Genomic DNA, 14,638 nt, shown 5'->3' on the forward strand with positions numbered 1-14,638 from the left:
CTTCCTTACACAATTGTCACTTTTTTACACATAAAGAACCATAAAACAAGATACTGGAATTGACAATTTTAAAACTAAATAAAACTAGCTATTATAATGTTCTAAACAATTGTTATCTTTGCGATTCCATAATAAAAAACAATGAAAAGACCCGATTTTTCAACATTAGAACCTAAAAAAAACATCCTGATAAAAGGAGCATCTTTGCACAACCTTAAAAATCTAGATGTTGCTATTCCAAGAAATAAATTAGTGGTAATCACAGGTTTGTCAGGTTCGGGGAAATCGAGTTTGGCATTCGATACTTTATATGCGGAAGGACAAAGACGTTATGTAGAAAGTTTATCATCTTATGCTCGTCAATTTTTAGGCCGTTTAGACAAACCAAAAGTAGAATATATCAAAGGAATTGCACCTGCAATCGCCATTGAACAAAAAGTAAATACAAGTAATGCACGTTCAACCGTAGGAACTTCAACCGAAATCTACGATTATTTAAAATTGCTATTTGCTCGTATTGGTAAAACCTATTCGCCCGTTTCAGGACAAGAAGTGAAGAAAGATACAGTTTCAGACGTAATGAATGCTGTTAAAGAATTTCCGGCGGACAGTCGTTGGTTGTTGCTTGCTCCTATTCATTTGGAAGAAGGAAGAGCCTTGGAAGACAAACTAAAAGTATTGATGCAACAAGGTTATGCTCGTATTTTAGTCAAAAATGAAATGGTTCGATTGGATGCTTTGGACGAACATCAATTCGATCACAAAGATATTTTGCTTATCGTTGACCGAATTGTAGTGAAAGATGAGGAGGAATTCTACAATCGATTAGCCGATGCGGTTCAAACTGCTTTTTATGAAGGAAAAGGAAATTGCTATTTGCAAGAAGTTGAAAGTAAAAAACGTTTGGAATTTAGCTCGAATTTTGAATTAGATGGTGTTACTTTTTTAGAACCAAATGTCCACTTATTCAGCTTTAACAATCCATATGGAGCATGTCCAACGTGTGAAGGTTACGGAAGTATTATCGGAATTGATGAAGAATTAGTAATTCCGAATACAGCTTTATCTGTTTATGAAAACGGTATTTATGCGTGGAGAGGTGAAAGCATGAGCTGGTTCAAAGACCAATTGGTAAATAGTGCCTACAAGTTTGACTTCCCAATTCACAAACCTTTCTTTGAACTTTCAGCCGAGCAAAAACAATTGATTTGGGATGGAAATAAATATTTCACAGGACTGAATGCATTCTTTTCGGAATTAGAAGAAAAAAACTATAAAATTCAAAACCGCGTTTTATTATCAAGATATAGAGGAAAAACAAAATGTACAACTTGTAAAGGAAAACGCTTGCGTCAGGAAGCTAATTTCATCAAAATTGCAGAGAAAACGATTTCGGATTTAGTTGATTTACCAATTGTAAACTTGATTGAGTTTTTCAAAGGCCTAACATTAAACGAATACGATGCTAAAGTTGCCAAACGATTATTAATCGAAATTAACAGCCGCTTAGAGTTTTTATATAATGTTGGATTAAGTTATTTATCGTTAAACAGAAACTCCAATTCACTTTCTGGTGGTGAATCACAACGAATTAACTTAGCAACTTCGTTAGGAAGTAGTTTGGTGGGTTCGATGTATATTTTAGATGAGCCAAGTATTGGTTTACACCCAAAAGACACCGAAAGATTAATCGAAGTGTTGAAGGATTTACGCGATTTAGGAAATACCGTTATCGTTGTGGAACATGATGAAGATATTATGAAAGCTTCGGATATGATTATCGATATTGGTCCGGAAGCAGGAACTCACGGTGGTGAATTAGTTGCTCAGGGAACGTATGAAGAAATTCTAAAATCAGATTCACTTACAGCCAAATATTTAAACGGACAGGAAGAAATTGCTGTTCCTTCAAAAAGAAGAAAATTCAAACATCATATTGAAGTTATTGGTGCTCGAGAAAATAACTTGAAGAACGAAAATTTCACCTTTCCATTAGAATGCTTAACGGTAATTACCGGAGTTTCTGGAAGTGGAAAAAGTACATTAGTCAAGAAGATTTTGTTCCCAGCGATGCAAAAGAAATTGGAAGGCGTTGGAGAAAAAGCTGGACAATTCACTGAATTACTAGGCGATTTTTCAAGAATCAAACATATTGAATATGTGGACCAAAATCCGATTGGAAGAAGTTCGCGTTCAAATCCAGTTACCTATATTAAAGCTTACGACGATATTCGTGATTTATTTTCGAAACAAAACGTTTCTAAATTAAGAAACTATTTACCGAAACATTTCTCATTCAACGTTGACGGTGGAAGATGCGAAGTTTGTAAAGGTGATGGTGAAGTGACGATTGAAATGCAATTTATGGCAGACGTTCATTTAGAGTGTGAAGTTTGTCACGGAAAGCGTTTCAAAAAAGAAGTTTTAGAAGTTACATTTGAAGGTAAAAATATTGATGATATTTTAAAAATGACAATTGATGATGCTTTGGTGTTCTTCATCGCAAATAATCAAACAAAAATTAGCCAAAAACTACAACCTTTACAAGATGTAGGATTGGGTTATGTGCAATTAGGCCAATCATCTTCTACTCTATCAGGTGGTGAAGCTCAACGTATTAAATTAGCTTCGTTTCTAGTAAAAGGTACTATTAAGGACAAAGCTCTTTTTGTATTTGATGAACCTACAACTGGTTTGCATTTTCATGATATTAAGAAATTATTAGCTTCGTTTGAAGCACTATTGGATAAAGGACATTCGATTATTGTAATTGAACACAATTTAGACATGATAAAATGTGCGGATTACATTTTAGACATTGGTCCAGAAGGTGGTGAACATGGTGGTAAACTAGTCGCTTTTGGAACACCTGAAGAAGTAGCGAAAAACAAGAATTCTATCACCGGAAAATATTTAAAAGAGAAATTAAAAAAATGATAAACCCTTCTGCAGCTGGATGGATCGAGAAATTTTTTAATAAAAATCAAGATAATTATATTGATTTTAATGGTGAAACTTTGTCTTTTTACGAAGATTGCAGAGCAACTGGATTTATATATGGTTATGTCGTTCGATTTCAATTGGAAACCCAAATTGATGTAACCAAATGGTCTTACGATGAAATTACGAAAGTGGGCTTTTTAAATACTTTATTCTCCGTTTACCGACTTCAAAAACCGGAAGGAAATAAAGAAGATTTTATTGAATTTGTGTACGAATTCTACAAAATAATTCAGCCTGAAAATTTAAATTTCATCAGAAAATTACTTCCCGAAGGAACACATAGTTCAAGATTAGAGAAAGTAATTGACGACAGAATTCAGACTAATAACAATACGATTAGCAAAAACTTTTCGCACATTATTACGAATGCTTTACTATTTATTGACGTATTGGCTTTCGAACAGTATTTAATTCAAGGCGAATTAGCAAAGGATTATTTAAAAAACATTGAATCAGATTGTATAAAAATCATTTCAATTGCTTTAAAAATCAAGGAAAGAAAATCAAAATACGATGAATTAATTGTGAAATTGTTTGAAAATTCAATTCGGTATACCAAATTTAATACGAGTGAAAATATTGCATTTTCTGACATAAAATTCCCAAGATATAATTCTTTATTAGAGCAATTGTATTTATTGGATATTGCCCAAATGGCTTTGTGGAGTGATGAAAAATTAGAGGCAAATGAAACACTTTTCTTAGAAGATTTAGCAAGAGATTTAGGCTTAAACGAATCAATTTTAAAGAAAAGTGAAACCGAAATTTATCTGTTTATTGAAAAATATAAAAAGGAAATTCCGTTTTTCAATTATTCTAATCCTATAAAGCATTTTTATGATCAAGCGAATAAAAATGTTACCAAATTAATCATCCGAAATAAAGATAGATTAACAAAAGAAATCAAGGAAAGTGGTGAATTGATGCAACTTTTAGCCAAATCAACTACTAAAGATTTGAGCAAAGACGAAAAAAAGAAAGTAAAAAAACAGCTGTTAGATGTTTGTAAAACAATTCCATCTTTGACTATCTTTTTACTTCCTGGTGGTGGCTTATTATTGCCTATTTTGATAAAATTTATTCCGCAATTATTGCCTTCGGCTTTTAATGAAAACTTGGAAGATTAACTGAAATAAAGTTGATAAACATCATCTAAATCATCGTTAGAGCTAAAATTCACATCTAAATCAGTTACATAACCTGAGTTTAAACCGTAAACCCAACCGTGTAAATGTAAATCTTGTCCGTTTTTCCATGCATTTTGAACGATAGAGGTTTTAGCTAAGTCTAATACTTGTTCTCTAGTGTTGATTTCTACAAATTTATTGAAACGCTCTTTTTCGTCTGCAATAGCATCTAAATCTTCTTTGTGAAGTCTGTAAATGCTTTTAATATGACGAATCCAGTTGTCAATTACGCCATAGGAATTATTTCCCATCGCTGCTTTAACACCTCCACAACCATAATGACCACAAACAATAATATGTTGCACTTTTAAGACATTGACCGCATAATCGACTACACTTAACATATTCATATCACTGTGAATTACCATGTTGGCAATATTTCTATGAACAAAAACTTCGCCGGGTTGTGCACCAATAATTTCGTTAGCCGGAACACGACTGTCAGAACAACCAATCCATAGTAAAGGTGGATTTTGACTTTCTGCTAAATTTGAAAAGAACTTAGGATTATGCTTCGTTTTTTCTTCGACCCACTTCTTATTGTTGTCTAAAATCTTTTTGTAAAAATCGCTCATTTGTTTTTCTAATAATGAGGTCAAATGTAAATTAAAAAATGCTAGAATCTTAATTTTAGCAGGATTTTTCAAAGAAATCCTATATTTCTCTAACCTTGGCGAAGGAGAAATCTGGATTTAATTCATCTTTTATATAAGTTGCGTCATCATAAAAAGTTACTTTACCCGTTTCTATATCGTGCATTGCGCCTACAATACCTATCTCTCCTGTTTCCAATAATTGTTCTAAAACATAACTTCTCTCGATGATGTTTTTGACACTTCTTTTGACGTTTATAATCGATACATTTTCAACAAATTCTACATTACTAGAGGTTCTGTCGTTCAATGTTTCTGTTTCTTGATACACAGCAGGTTGAATTTTCGATAATAATTCGGTCAAATTTCCCATTTCAATGTGATCACAAGCGCCTTTAATAGCACCGCACTTGCTATGTCCTAATACTACAATTAATTTAGAATTAGCCACTTTACAAGCAAACTCCATGCTTCCTAAAATATCAGTATTTACAATGTTTCCCGCAATTCGAACCGAAAAAACATCACCTAATCCTTGATCAAAAATCAGTTCTGCCGAAGTCCTGCTGTCAATACAACTTAAAATTGTTGCAAAAGGCCATTGACCATCTCTGGTATCGTTTGCTTGTTCCAGTAGATTGCGATTGGCTTTTAGATTGTTGATGAAACGCGTGTTACCATCTTGTAAGAATTTCAGCGCTTTTCTTGGGGTCATTTGAGCTTGGGTTTCTTTGTTGTGTGTCTTCATTTAGTAGTATTTAACTTCATTAATTGTACAATGGTTTAAACTAAATCTGCTTCAAAATAATACTATTTCTTAAAGTTAATGCTCTTAAAATAGGTTTAAAAAGGTGATTTTGACGCTTTGGTAATTTCAAAAAACGAAAATTATTATGCAAATTTAAACGTAAATAATTTAGCATCTTTTAAAAATTAGAATTTTTAGCTCCTAAACAAATGTTAATTTCAAAAATTTACAACACTTATATTTAAATATCAAACAAAAAAAGAGTGTAACTTCTAAAATAAAGCTACACTCTTTTCAAACAAAAAAACTCTAAAAACAGAAATTATCTTATACTTCTTCTTCCATCCATGCTTTAAGCATCCAATTTGTTTTTTCTTGTTCAGCAATAAAGTCACTCATCATCGAATTTGTTCCTTCATCATTCATGGCTCCAGATTTATTTAAAATAACTCTTTCAATTTGTAGCAATGTACTTAATGATTCTAATATTAGCTGAATCGCTTCAACATCCTTAGAAATATTTTTTCCTACTTTTAATTTACTGTTTTCAATATAATCTGAAAAAGTATGCAATGGAACGCCACCTAATGTCAAAACGCGTTCGGCAATCAAATCAATTTTAACTTGACTATCGTTATATAATTCTTCAAATTTAATATGAAGATCAAAAAAACGCTTTCCACGAATATTCCAATGCAATCCTCTTAAATTCTGATAATAGATTTGATAATTTGACAATAATCCATTGAGTTCATTTACTAATTCTTCTGATTCTTTGATAGGCAATCCTAAACTATTTGTTTTCATAACTGTATTATTGTTTTTAAAGTAGTAATCCCAAAATCACTTCGGGTAAACTACCATTTTTACTACTTGTATCTCTCAAATTTACAAAATATCGGACTAAATCCCTATAAACTAAATTGATTGTTTTTATATTTGCATCAAATAAATCAATACTATGACCATTACACAACTTTATTATGTTTTAGCAGTAGCAGAACACAAGAATTTTACTTTGGCCGCTGAAAAATGCTTTGTTACCCAACCGACTTTGAGCATGCAAATTCAAAAATTAGAAGATGAATTGTCTATTTTAATTTTTGATAGGAGTAAAAAGCCAATCATACTTACCGAAATTGGGGAAAAAATAGTAAACCAAGCAAAAAACATAGTTAATGAAGCCGGAAGGATTAAAGATATTGTAGATCAACAAAAAGGATATATCGGCGGTGAATTTAAAATTGGTATTATTCCAACAGTGATGCCAACTTTATTGCCGATGTTCCTGACTAATTTCATTAAAAAATATCCAAAAGTTAATCTGATTATTGAAGAATTAACTACCGAACAAATTATTAAGAAGTTAAAAAATGGTCATTTAGATTGTGCTATTGCCGCCACACCTTTGGAAGAAGATAATTTGAAGGAAATTGTACTTTATTACGAACCTTTTGTAGCTTACATTCCTGAAAATCATACTAGTTTTGACAAAAGCGAAATTGTGATTGAAGATTTAGATTTAGACACTATTTTACTTTTACAAGATGGACATTGTTTTAGAAATGGAATTTTAAACCTTTGTAAAAACAACAAATACATAGCTGATAGTCATTTCCAAATTGAAAGTGGTAGTTTTGAAACGCTCATTAAGTTAGCGGATGAAGGTTTAGGAACCACATTACTTCCTTATTTACACACTTTAGATTTGAATGATAAAAACAAAACCAAATTGAGAGCTTTTAAAGACCCAAAACCTGCTAGAGAAGTAAGTTTAATTTATCCTAAAAACGAGTTGAAAATTCATATTATAAACGCTTTGCGCGATGTAATATCTGGAGTTGTCAGAGGAGCCATTGCATTTAGTGATGTTCAAATTATAAGTCCAAAGACAAAAAGGTAATAAAACAAGAAAGTCCCGATGAAACGGGACTTTTTTTTATAGATTAGTCGATATAAATCAAACATTGTCTTAACTCAGGCTTTTCTTCAGTAAACTGCAAAAGCCAATCTCTTAATTGCTCTATCTCGTAAGGTAGCAGGTTTTTAACTGCTTTTTCTAATTCCTTGCAAAATAATTTAGCATCAAAACTTACTCTTTCCAAAATTGATTTGGTGAAAGAAAACATACTTAGAGGCATATTATTTTAATGTATTTGTTAAATCTTGTTGTAAGAACTCTTAGTAAAGATAAACAAAATAGTAATCGAAAAACATTTGCAAGATTAAAAAAATGCTAAATTTTTGCTAAATTATTATTTAACAAATAAATTCACCTATTTCTTAGTTGCTCGCAACATTTCGCGTTTTCCTGGAGCGCCTGGTAATTTCTCAATTGAAAATCCGGCAGTTAACATTGCCTTTCTAATAGGCGTTCTGCAGGCATAAGTTACTAAAACACCATTGGGTAAAAGTGCGTTATACATTTTCTGAAATATTTCTTCACTCCATAATTCGGGCTGTAAAGGAAATCCGAAAGCATCAAAATAAATTAAATCGTAACAATTTTCATCGGTAATATCCTGAAAAAATTGCTTTCTTTTCGTCAAAGTAAAATTCGAAGCAATTTTATTTGCTATTTCCCAATCACTCGTGTGCATTTCATCAAAAATAGCTTGATCGCTCGTGGCATTTAATTCAGAAACGTAATTCATCTGCTCCACTTCCGCAGCAGCTACAGGATACCCTTCAATACCCACATAATTGATTTGCTCCTTTTGTTTCGCTTCTAAAAAAGTAATAAAAGCATTCAAACCTGTTCCAAATCCAATTTCTAATATTGAAACTGTTTTTTGATCTTGAAATAAATCTAATCCATTTTTGATAAAAACGTGTTTTGCTTCTTGAATTGCTCCGTGTGTTGAATGGTAACTCTCTTCCCATTCCGGAATTCGTATCGTAGTAGAGCCATCTTGTGTAATTATTATTTCTCTTTTCATAGGATATAAAAATGAAAAAGGTTTAAGAAGTTACTCTTAAACCTACTTCGTTGTTGAAATTATATTATTTTATGTATAATTTTTTAATCTTCGGAATAGGTCCGCTACATTTTACTTGATGACATTGAATGCATGCATCAATTCCACTGTTAAAGTGTTTTTTTGCATTTGCTGGATCCTCATAAATAAGTTCTTGTGCTTTTATAAAAATTGCAGCTTGCTCCTTAAAAAATTCATCTTTATCAGTTTCATCTGTCAGTACTGCTTTATGAATTCGAATGAAATGCTGTGGAAATTTACCAATAGTATCTCCTTTTATAATACGCTCTTTCAAACGCTCATTATCAACATACATTTGTTCCATTAAAGCTGCCATTTCAGACATTTCATACATCTCAAATCCTTCCTCATTTAGTTCGGAGTCAACTAATGATGTCGTAGAATCTTTTGAACTATCTAAACTTTCACTTTGTTTCTTCTCACAGGAAAAAAACACGAATCCAAGGAATAAAATTAATAGCGTTTTTTTCATTTTTTCGCGATTAAAACACCGTCAGCCATGAATGAATATCTAACTTCTGGCTTTACAATACTATCAATAAGTGCTTGCGATTTTCCAGCATCTTTTGCATAATGTTTTAAATCAGCAACAGTTTCAACATTTACATACGCTTTACCCTTAACAATAACTTCTTTATCCTGAGCATTCATAGGAACAAAGAAATCATAATCTTTAAATTTAACAAAAAGCTCTTCATCTTCTGATAAATTTAATGACATCCAACATCCTTTTTTCTGACAAACTTCATTGATAGCCGATCTAAATTTAACATCTAGTGTATCACCTGCTTTTAAAGTCGCGAATTTCTCCATCATCTCTTCCTTAGAAAGTGCTCCTTCGTCAGAAATTGAAACACCAAATGAAGCATATTCAACTTTTTCTACTTCTGGTGCTATTTCTTTCTTTTGCTCACAACATACAAAAAGCGCAGTTAAAGCTAAAATTAATATTATTTTTTTCATTTTATAATAGATTTGTAAAGCAAAAATAACTATAATTTTGAGTTATACACATCTTTAAATAAAAGAAATAACTTAGTGCAAAATCTTACAACAAAATATGGAATTGTTAGTTGTTGATAATTATTTTTCGAAAAGAAAAATTAAAAGTCCTTTTTTTTACTAAATTTGCAGAAAATATATAAAATTCAGTGCTTTTACTACTGATTATATAACGACCTAATTTATAACAATTAAGCCATATGGAATTAAAAACATTAAGTGATCTTGAAATTATCACTACTTCAAATTCAAAAATTAACGAAGTCGACTTTGAAAATTTAACTTTTGGAACCGTTTTTACGGATCATATGTTAGTTTGTGATTTTGAAAATGGGAAATGGGAAAAACCTGTTATAAAACCTTATGCGCCATTTTTAATTGATCCGTCGGCAAAAGTATTCCATTACGGACAAGCTATTTTTGAAGGAATGAAAGCATTCAAGGACGAGCAAGATGATGTATGGTTATTTAGACCTGACGAAAATTTTCATCGTTTTAATAAAAGCGCAACTAGAATGGCTATGCCAGAAGTTCCTGAAGATGTTTTCATGGGCGGTTTACACAAGCTTTTAGAAATTGAAAAAGAATGGGTAAAAAAGGGAAAAGGAAACACTTTATATATTAGACCTTTTATGATTGCAACTGGACATGGCGTAATTGCTGCTCCTTCGCAATCGTATCGTTTTATGATTATTTTATCACCTGCTCGTGCTTATTATTCAGGAGAAGTAAAAGTAGTTATTGCAGAACATTTCAGTAGAGCTGCAAATGGTGGAATCGGCGCAGCAAAAGCAGCTGGAAACTATTCAGCACAATTCTATCCCACAAAATTAGCTAATGACCAAGGTTACCAGCAAATTATTTGGACCGATGATGCAACGCATACCAAACTAGAGGAAGCAGGAACTATGAATGTTTTCTTTAGAATTAATGATACCATTTATACAGCGCCTACAAGTGAGCGTATTTTAGACGGTGTAACGCGTAAAAGTGTTATTGAGCTAGCTAAAAAAGAAAATATAAATGTGGAAGTTCGTTCAGTTTTAGTAGAGGAATTAATCGCCGCTGCAAAAGATGGTTCTCTAAAAGAAATTTTTGGCGCAGGAACGGCTGCTGTGATTAATCCAATTGTAGGATTTGGGTACAAAGAAGAGTATTTCGAATTACCAAAAATTGAGAATTCAATGGCATTAGAAATCAAAGAAAAATTAACTAATATTCAATACAAATTGGCAGAAGACACATTTGGTTGGACAGTTAAAATATAATTAGCGCTGCTAAAGTAATTTTCTAAAAGAGCGATTTCAATTGAAATCGCTCTTTTTATTTCAAAATGGCAGTAAAATCAGGCTTAAAGTAATTAGAACCTTTCAAAACTTTACCATCTTCTCTATAAATTGGTTTTCCATTCTCATCGAGTTTACTCATATTAGATCGCTGAATTTCATCAAAAACAGCTTCAATTTTATGTTGCAATCCGTGCTCTACAATTGTACCGCATAAAATATACAACATATCGCCAAGCGCATCCGCGATTTCAACAAGATCATTATTTTGAACGGCTTCTAAATATTCTTCGTTTTCTTCCTTCATTAAATTAAACCGAAGTTCGTTTTTAAGCGGACCTAAATCAGCTATCATTTCAGTACTTACGCCTAATCCGAAGGTTTCATGAAATAATTTTACAGCGTTTAATTGTTTTTGCATAGTTGTCAAATTAATTTTACTAAAATTAGAAATTTTGAATCTAATTTATACCTATTTTTGTAAAAATTTACAATATGTTTTCAGCAGGCCAAAATTATTTTGCAGTCATTTTTTTTATTGTTTTTATTATTACGATGGTAATTGTGTATCGCAGAGATTTAAAATCGTTAAAACCTTTTTATAAAGGAACCTATTGGGTACTTATTGGATTTTTAATATGTATTGGACTACTCTTTGTCATAAAATACTTAATGAAAGGATAAATTTCTTACATTTGGTAAACCAAATCCTATATTAAATGAGAATCCTTAAATATATATTTCTTTTACTAGTATTATTTAGCCTAGCTTTTGTAGTTTTTGTGGCTACTCAACCTGCTGACTATAAAATAACTCGCTCTAAAGAAATTAATATATCTAAAGACATTCTTTTCAACTTTGTAGCAGATTCTACAGCTGTGACGGATTGGAATCCTTGGAAACAAAACGAAGGTGTTTTCAAAAATGATAGAGTACTATCAAAAGATACGCTGACACAACAGCTAATTCTTGATGAAAAAGCAAATAAATCGCTATTCCAATTTAAAAAAACAGAGAAAGGAACGTTAGTTACTTGGGAACTTACCGGGAAACTAGATTTCAAAACCAAAATATTAAATGCGTTGCGAGGTGGTGTTGACAATGTTGTGGGGGACAAATTAAAAGACGGATTAAATAATATAAATCAATATTTAGTAAAAGAATTATCTACTTATAACATTGAGATTGAAGGATTAGTTACAAAGCATGCTACAAATTACATTCAACAAATTGATACATGCGCGGTTGCTGATTTTCAAAAAGAATCTAAACGCTTACTTCAAAATATGATTTCTTTTGTAGAACAGAATGAAATTATAATTACGGGATTACCGTTTATTGTTTTCGAAAATGCTAAATTACCAAACAACAAAATCGCTTTTTCAATGTGTGTTCCAGTGGATGAAGAAATTCTAACCACTGAAGGAAGCGAAATTTCTGGTGGTCATTTTGATGAGTTTTTAGCCATTAAAACTGTTTTAACTGGTGACTATTCTCACAATAAAGAAGCCTGGACAAAAACAGCTAATTACATTAAAAAAGAAAAACTGATTGAAGACGTCACAGGCAAACATATTGAAATTTACAAAGTAAGTTTACCTAAAGAGCGAAAGCCTTCAAAATGGATAACTGAAATATATGTACCGATTAAAAGAAAAGAAGTACCAAAAGTAGTAAGACCAATTGCAACTACTCCTGCCGTAGTTTTACCACCGAGTGAAGAACCGCAAACTGAAGAATAAAAAAAAACCTCTAAGCAAATTAATTCCTTAGAGGTTTTTTTATGAATTATTTTGTTTTCCCTTTTCCTATCAAATGCTTTACAACTGTTTCTGCAGCATATAAACCAAACAAAGCTGGCATCCAACTATTTGTGCCGTAAAAAGACTTCTTATAGTTTTTACCGTCCGTCATTTCAAGACTTTCATGATCGGAGCGCTCATCCGTAAAAACGACTTTCACCCCTTTTGAAATTCCTTCCAACTTTAATCGCTTTCTGATATTTTTTGCCAAAGGACAATATTCAGTTTTACTAATATCTTTTACCTTTACCTTTTCAGCATGATATTTTCCACCAGCACCCATACAACTAATCACTTTAACTCTTTTACGCTTGCAAGCGAGAATCAAATTGACTTTTGGCGTTACACTATCAATGCAATCTAAAACATAATCAAATTCAGCTGTAACGACATCAAAAACTCTTTCAGGTGATAAAAATTCTTCGACGCGTGTCAATTGTAATTCGGGATTAATATCTAGCAAGCGATCACCTACTACTTTTACTTTAGATTGACCAACCGTACTGTGCAAAGCCGGTAATTGGCGATTAATATTAGTGATATCAACAACATCGCCATCAATAACAGTCATTTTCCCAACACCTGCTCTGGCTAAAAACTCAGCAGCAAAACTTCCAACACCGCCTAAACCTACGATTAGAACATTTGCATTTTCTAATTTTTGAATTCCTTCTTCTTTAAACAATAAAACGGCTCTCTCTTTCCACTTTGCCATATTGGTTGACTATTTTTTATATAAATTTCTTAAAAAAGACAAGTCATAACTTGTCACTATGGGTTTATTTTGAAAAATGATGCATAATTCCGAAATACGATTGCCTTCATTTCTTCTACCGAAATTCCTTTGATGAACGCTGCTTTTTCATACACTTCATAAATGGATTCTTCAATGGTATCGGTTTCTAAAAAAATCTTGTTTTCGGGTGCAAATTTAAATACTTTTTCCAATTCTGGGTTACGAAGTAAGTATTTTCCAAAAGATAAATAAAATCCGTTTTTTAGTAGGGAATGCGCAACTTGTTCATTTTTTGAAAAACCGTGAATTATCATTGGATTATCAACCTTTAATTCTTTTTTAATGGCGATAACTTCTTCAAAAGCAGCCACACAATGTAAAATAATTGGTTTATTCGTTTGTTTTACTACTTCCAATTGTTGTTTGAAAACTGAAGTTTGAAGTTCCATCGGGATTTCGATTCGTTTGTCCAAACCACATTCGCCAAGTGCTAAACATTCAGATAGTTTTAATTTTTCTGAAATCTTTTTTAAGTCTGATTCTAGTCGATTTTCGTCAATATACCAAGGATGAATCCCGATGGAATACGTTGGAAGCGAATCATTAAATTCCCACGGATATTGATTCACGACTTCAATCACATCGGATAAATTTGAAAATTGATGCGTGTGTAAATTGATAAATTTAGTCATGAAATTTCTTTACTCCAGCTTTAATTTCTATTGCCAAATCATTCTCCATTGGTACAATTGGACAAGAATATTTATAATTATAAGCACATAATGGGTTATAAGCTTTATTAAAATCGATAATCCACTTCTTCCCTTTTTCAATCTTCATATCTACATAACGTCCGCCGATGTAACTTTCCTTCCCACAAGTTTCATCCGAAAAGGGCAAAAACAAATAGGCAGCAAAACCTGGTTTTTTATTCAATTCAATATTTTGATAAACATTCAATTTCAACTCTTTTCCGTCTATTGTAAAATGCAATTCTCCATATTTTTTATAAATTGGAGTTCGCTCTGTAGTCGTTTTCATTTGAAAAGCTTTTTCTTTTTTAGTACGAATAAAAGTAGCTTCAACGATAAACTTCTCGTTAATTGGATAAAAATCTAAACCTTCGAACTGGCTCAAATCTTCTTTCATTAACGGACTTTTTAAAGAATCCGCATAACTTTCATTTAATTCAGCTTGAAACTTTAAAGCATCCGACAAGTCTTTTTGAGCAAAAGCTAATGTTGAACAAAAAAGAAAAAGTAGTAATTTTTTCATGACATCC

At 31.8% G+C, this 14,638-nt stretch carries 16 protein-coding genes; 5 read left to right on the forward strand and 11 right to left on the reverse strand.

The annotated features are described in order from the left end of the window. Positions 1–141 precede the first annotated feature (141 nt). Both uvrA and ACFSX9_RS12535 read left to right on the forward strand, forming a co-directional pair. Positions 142–2,937, forward strand: coding sequence for an excinuclease ABC subunit UvrA (uvrA, locus tag ACFSX9_RS12530; protein ID WP_379808161.1), 2,796 nt, complete (start codon positions 142–144; stop codon positions 2,935–2,937). Further along, the gene (locus ACFSX9_RS12535) at positions 2,934–4,130 is read left to right on the forward strand and encodes an LETM1-related biofilm-associated protein (protein WP_379808163.1); all 1,197 of its coding nucleotides are present in this window, start codon (positions 2,934–2,936) and stop codon (positions 4,128–4,130) included. Before uvrA ends, ACFSX9_RS12535 begins: the two co-directional genes overlap by 4 nt. On the opposite strand, the gene can is transcribed toward ACFSX9_RS12535, so the two are convergent. The 3 genes from can to ACFSX9_RS12550 all read right to left on the reverse strand — a co-directional run bounded on the left by can (position 4,127) and on the right by ACFSX9_RS12550 (position 6,338). After that, positions 4,127–4,765 carry a carbonate dehydratase gene (gene can / locus ACFSX9_RS12540; RefSeq protein ID WP_379808165.1) on the reverse strand — a complete coding sequence of 213 codons (639 nt, stop codon included), beginning with the start codon at positions 4,763–4,765 and terminating at the stop codon, positions 4,127–4,129. The two genes, ACFSX9_RS12535 and can, sit on opposite strands and share 4 nt — an antisense overlap. Before the next feature lie 79 nt (positions 4,766–4,844). Next, a complete protein-coding gene (locus ACFSX9_RS12545; RefSeq protein ID WP_379808167.1) occupies positions 4,845–5,531 on the reverse strand; it encodes a carbonic anhydrase family protein in 687 nt (228 codons plus the stop codon). Positions 5,532–5,858: 327 nt separating this feature from the next. Continuing rightward, the gene (locus ACFSX9_RS12550) at positions 5,859–6,338 is read right to left on the reverse strand and encodes a Dps family protein (protein ID WP_379808169.1); all 480 of its coding nucleotides are present in this window, start codon (positions 6,336–6,338) and stop codon (positions 5,859–5,861) included. A 154-nt stretch (positions 6,339–6,492) separates the two neighbouring features. Between ACFSX9_RS12550 and ACFSX9_RS12555 the strand changes: the two genes are divergently transcribed. Further along, positions 6,493–7,434, forward strand: coding sequence for a LysR substrate-binding domain-containing protein (locus tag ACFSX9_RS12555; protein WP_379808171.1), 942 nt, complete (start codon positions 6,493–6,495; stop codon positions 7,432–7,434). Positions 7,435–7,477: 43 nt separating this feature from the next. Here ACFSX9_RS12555 and ACFSX9_RS12560 read toward each other — a convergent pair whose 3' ends face one another. The 4 genes from ACFSX9_RS12560 to ACFSX9_RS12575 all read right to left on the reverse strand — a co-directional run bounded on the left by ACFSX9_RS12560 (position 7,478) and on the right by ACFSX9_RS12575 (position 9,493). Next, positions 7,478–7,672, reverse strand: a complete 195-nt coding sequence (locus ACFSX9_RS12560) for a hypothetical protein (protein WP_379808173.1) — start codon at positions 7,670–7,672, stop codon at positions 7,478–7,480. A 135-nt stretch (positions 7,673–7,807) separates the two neighbouring features. Beyond that, positions 7,808–8,470: a tRNA (5-methylaminomethyl-2-thiouridine)(34)-methyltransferase MnmD gene (gene mnmD / locus ACFSX9_RS12565; protein WP_379808175.1), complete on the reverse strand. Its 663-nt coding sequence runs from the start codon at positions 8,468–8,470 to the stop codon at positions 7,808–7,810. A 64-nt stretch (positions 8,471–8,534) separates the two neighbouring features. Beyond that, positions 8,535–9,002 carry a hypothetical protein gene (locus tag ACFSX9_RS12570; protein ID WP_379808177.1) on the reverse strand — a complete coding sequence of 156 codons (468 nt, stop codon included), beginning with the start codon at positions 9,000–9,002 and terminating at the stop codon, positions 8,535–8,537. Further along, positions 8,999–9,493 (reverse strand): DUF4920 domain-containing protein, encoded by a 495-nt coding sequence (locus ACFSX9_RS12575; RefSeq protein ID WP_379808179.1) that lies wholly within the window; start codon positions 9,491–9,493, stop codon positions 8,999–9,001. Before ACFSX9_RS12575 ends, ACFSX9_RS12570 begins: the two co-directional genes overlap by 4 nt. A gap of 239 nt (positions 9,494–9,732) precedes the next feature. Here ACFSX9_RS12575 and ACFSX9_RS12580 point away from each other — a divergent pair, with 239 nt between their 5' ends. Next, the gene (locus ACFSX9_RS12580; protein ID WP_379808181.1) at positions 9,733–10,800 is read left to right on the forward strand and encodes a branched-chain amino acid aminotransferase; all 1,068 of its coding nucleotides are present in this window, start codon (positions 9,733–9,735) and stop codon (positions 10,798–10,800) included. Between the two features lie 55 nt (positions 10,801–10,855). Here ACFSX9_RS12580 and ACFSX9_RS12585 read toward each other — a convergent pair whose 3' ends face one another. Next, entirely contained in the window at positions 10,856–11,239 is a 384-nt protein-coding gene (locus ACFSX9_RS12585; protein ID WP_379808183.1) for a pyrophosphohydrolase domain-containing protein, read from the reverse strand. Positions 11,240–11,537: 298 nt separating this feature from the next. Between ACFSX9_RS12585 and ACFSX9_RS12590 the strand changes: the two genes are divergently transcribed. After that, positions 11,538–12,560 carry a GyrI-like domain-containing protein gene (locus ACFSX9_RS12590; protein WP_379808185.1) on the forward strand — a complete coding sequence of 341 codons (1,023 nt, stop codon included), beginning with the start codon at positions 11,538–11,540 and terminating at the stop codon, positions 12,558–12,560. 46 nt (positions 12,561–12,606) lie between these two features. On the opposite strand, the gene ACFSX9_RS12595 is transcribed toward ACFSX9_RS12590, so the two are convergent. The 3 genes from ACFSX9_RS12595 to ACFSX9_RS12605 are packed head-to-tail and all read right to left on the reverse strand — an operon-like array spanning position 12,607 to position 14,631. Next, positions 12,607–13,335 carry a tRNA threonylcarbamoyladenosine dehydratase gene (locus ACFSX9_RS12595; protein ID WP_379808187.1) on the reverse strand — a complete coding sequence of 243 codons (729 nt, stop codon included), beginning with the start codon at positions 13,333–13,335 and terminating at the stop codon, positions 12,607–12,609. Between the two features lie 56 nt (positions 13,336–13,391). After that, positions 13,392–14,048, reverse strand: coding sequence for a TatD family hydrolase (locus ACFSX9_RS12600; protein ID WP_379808189.1), 657 nt, complete (start codon positions 14,046–14,048; stop codon positions 13,392–13,394). Beyond that, the gene (locus ACFSX9_RS12605) at positions 14,041–14,631 is read right to left on the reverse strand and encodes a DUF1684 domain-containing protein (protein WP_379808191.1); all 591 of its coding nucleotides are present in this window, start codon (positions 14,629–14,631) and stop codon (positions 14,041–14,043) included. The genes ACFSX9_RS12600 and ACFSX9_RS12605 overlap by 8 nt, the downstream gene beginning before the upstream one ends. Positions 14,632–14,638 lie beyond the last annotated feature (7 nt).

Source organism: Flavobacterium ardleyense (assembly GCF_042686085.1).
Lineage (GTDB): Bacteria > Bacteroidota > Bacteroidia > Flavobacteriales > Flavobacteriaceae > Flavobacterium > Flavobacterium ardleyense.